Source organism: Delftia sp. ZNC0008 (assembly GCF_000799035.1).
Classification (GTDB): Bacteria; Pseudomonadota; Gammaproteobacteria; order Burkholderiales; family Burkholderiaceae_C; genus Comamonas; species Comamonas tsuruhatensis.
The window spans coordinates 1-2,424 of sequence record NZ_JTKZ01000939.1; the positions used below are offsets into that span (position 1 = coordinate 1).

4 protein-coding genes and 1 pseudogene are annotated in these 2,424 nt (G+C 72.0%); all 5 read right to left on the bottom strand.

Annotation, left to right across the window (positions count from 1 at the left end; all coding sequences use genetic code 11):
- A pseudogene (locus tag L995_RS30170) lies at nucleotides 1-374 on the bottom strand (TolC family protein); the annotation flags it as partial.
- Entirely contained in the window at nucleotides 371-739 is a 369-nt protein-coding gene (locus L995_RS30175) for a hypothetical protein (RefSeq protein ID WP_047475138.1), read from the bottom strand. The gene L995_RS30175 and the pseudogene L995_RS30170, both read right to left, overlap by 4 nt.
- Nucleotides 740-860: 121 nt before the next feature.
- Entirely contained in the window at nucleotides 861-1,340 is a 480-nt protein-coding gene (locus tag L995_RS30180; protein WP_231574568.1) for a hypothetical protein, read from the bottom strand.
- A gap of 48 nt (nucleotides 1,341-1,388) precedes the next feature.
- On the bottom strand, nucleotides 1,389-1,775 hold the full coding sequence (locus L995_RS30185; protein ID WP_016449914.1) for a DUF3703 domain-containing protein: 387 nt from the start codon (nucleotides 1,773-1,775) through the stop codon (nucleotides 1,389-1,391).
- The coding region (locus L995_RS30190) for an HAD-IC family P-type ATPase (RefSeq protein ID WP_047475140.1) at nucleotides 1,772-2,424 on the bottom strand (653 nt) is incomplete at its 5' end. The genes L995_RS30185 and L995_RS30190, both read right to left, overlap by 4 nt.

A 2,424-nucleotide genomic window follows, 5' to 3' on the forward strand; every position in this document is an offset into this window, starting at 1 on the left:
CGCTCGTCGCTGCTGACCATGCGGCCCAGGGTCAGCGTGGGGTTGGGCAGCGTCAGGGCCTGCACGCGGTCTGCATCCTGCACGCCCAGTTGCGCCAGGCGCGCCTGCAGGCCGGGATTGTTGAGCAGTGCGATGCGCACGGACTGGTCCATGTCCAGCGGCTGGCGCAGCCACTCGTCGATGCGCTGCTGCGCCGCGTCGCGGGCCTGCAGATCGGTTGGCGGCAGCTGGGCGCCGTCCGGCAGGCGGCTGGCGGTATGGGACTGAACCGCGCCGCGCAGGCCGTCGGGCGAGATGCTGGCGCAGCCGGCCAGGGCCAGCACGGCAGCCATGGCGCCGACCAGCCGGGTGGGGGCGAAGACGGTGCGCTTCATGGCCGGCCTCCGTGCTGCATGTGAGAGCCGTGCGGGGACGGCGCAGGCGTGGATCGGCCGGCCTGGGCCGCCTCCCAGCGCAGGATGTCCACATGGCCGTTGGGAAACTCGGCCACGGCGGCATTGGCCTGGCGCCAGTCGGTCAGTTCGGTTTCCACGGCGCCGCTGGGCGGCAGGGCCGCATGGCGCAGGGGCAGGCTGGCGGCTGCCGGATCGATGGCGCCGGTCAGGCCTGCGGACGAAGAGGCCGGCGGATGCTTGCCGTCATGGACCTGGGCCCAGGCCGCGGGGCTGGAGACGGCAAGGGCCGCCAGCCCGAAATGGATGAGGGGGATGAGGGGGGCGAGAAAATGCGCGCGGCGCATGGTGATCTCCTGAATGCGTAACGGGTGACGCATCCGCAGCCAAGCGCCCTGCCATGCCCGAGAACGGGCTGCCCATGGACGGGCGGCAGGGATGGCGCGGACGCACTTCGGGCGTCAGGCTTCAGGAAATGGGTGGCTTGATGGCCTGCAGCTTGGCCGCGCTGGCAAAGCGCGTGCTGCCTTGGGGGCGCAGTGCGGCGGACGGCGCAGCGCCGTCCGAACCGATCTGGCCAGGGGTGAAAAGGGCCGAATGGCAGATGCCGCACAGGGTGCAGCTGGGCCCATGTTCATGTTCGCCGCAGCTGCCGCCCGCCTGGGGAGCGCAGCCTGCACTGTGCTCGGCGTGTGATGCGTGATCCGGGCCGTGGTCTGCGGCGTGCGCCGCGTGATGCTGCTCGGGGCTGTCCGGCGATTGCGTGATTTCCAGCGCGACTTCCCGCGCGATTTCGGGCGCATGGTGGTGGAGTGCCGACGCCGGATCCAACGCTGGCGCAGATGCGGCAGCCGGCGCCAGGGCCGACATGACGGGCGCAGCCCCCATGGCCATGGCGTCGCCCAGCAGGCCACGAAGGACCAGCAGCAAGACCAGGACAATGGACAAGGGGCGACGCATAGGCATGGATGATACCGGACGGTGCCGCGAAGTTCCTCAGGTGCGGGCCCTCTGCCCGGGCGGGCGGCGCGTGGTGCGCAGTGCCTCGGCGATCAGCGCCGATATGGCGGGTGGCATGTCCATGGGCAGGGTGGCCGGCACCGTGGTGCGGCCGGTGTTGCCGCGCGGCAGCCGGTCCAGCAGATGGCCTGCGGGCACCAGGGCCAGGCGCAGCAGCTGGCCGGCGACCTCCCTGCCGTCGCGCAGCTGCAGCGCGTGGCGCAGCATCCAGCAGTGGGATCGCCAGTGCAGGCCCAGCAGCTGCTGGCCCAGCACATGGCTGGCCTCCAGCAGCAGCCAGCGCTGTGCGGGCGCCTGGTCCTGGCTTGAACGGAAGCTGTGCAGCAGGTGGGTGAAGGCGGCGCGGCGCTGGGCGTCGGTCATGCCGCCTCCCTGTCGCTGCCCCAGCGGCGCAGCCGCAGGCCGTTGCCGACCACCAGCAGGCTCACGCCCATGTCCGCCAGCACGGCCAGCCACATGCTGGCGTTGCCGGCCAGGGCCAGCGCGAAGAACACCAGCTTGACGCCCAACGACAGGGCGATGTTCTGCCAGAGCACGGCGTGGGCGCTGCGCGACAGTTCCACCACTTCGGGCAGGCGGCGCAGGTCGTCGTTCATCAGCACCACGTCGGCGGTTTCCATGGCCATGCCCGTGCTGTGCATGCCGCCCATGGCAAAGCCGATGTCGGCCTGGGCCAGTGCCGGTGCGTCGTTGATGCCGTCGCCCGTCATGGCGGTGGGGCCGCGGGTGCGTTGCAGCTCGGCCAGTGCGTCGAGCTTGTCCTGGGGCAGCAGGCCGCCGCGTGCGTCCTGGATGCCGGCTTCGGCAGCGATGGAGCGCACGGTGGCCGTGTTGTCGCCGCTGAGCACCACGGGCTGCACGCCCAGGGCCTGCAGGCGTGCCACGGCCTCGCGGGCCTGAGGCCGCAGCGGGTCGGCCACGGCGAACAGGGCCCGCACGCCGCTGCTGTTGGCCAGCAGGGTCACGGTGCGGCCCTGGGCCTCATGGGTGGCCAGGCTGGCACGCAGCGCGG

Bases quoted from the DNA above. Each gene is read 5' to 3' on its own strand.
- L995_RS30175 (WP_047475138.1), bottom strand. From the start codon at position 739: ATGCGCCGCGCGCATTTTCTCGCCCCCCTCATCCCCCTCATCCATTTC.
- L995_RS30185 (WP_016449914.1), bottom strand. From the start codon at position 1,775: ATGACCGACGCCCAGCGCCGCGCCGCCTTCACCCACCTGCTGCACAGC.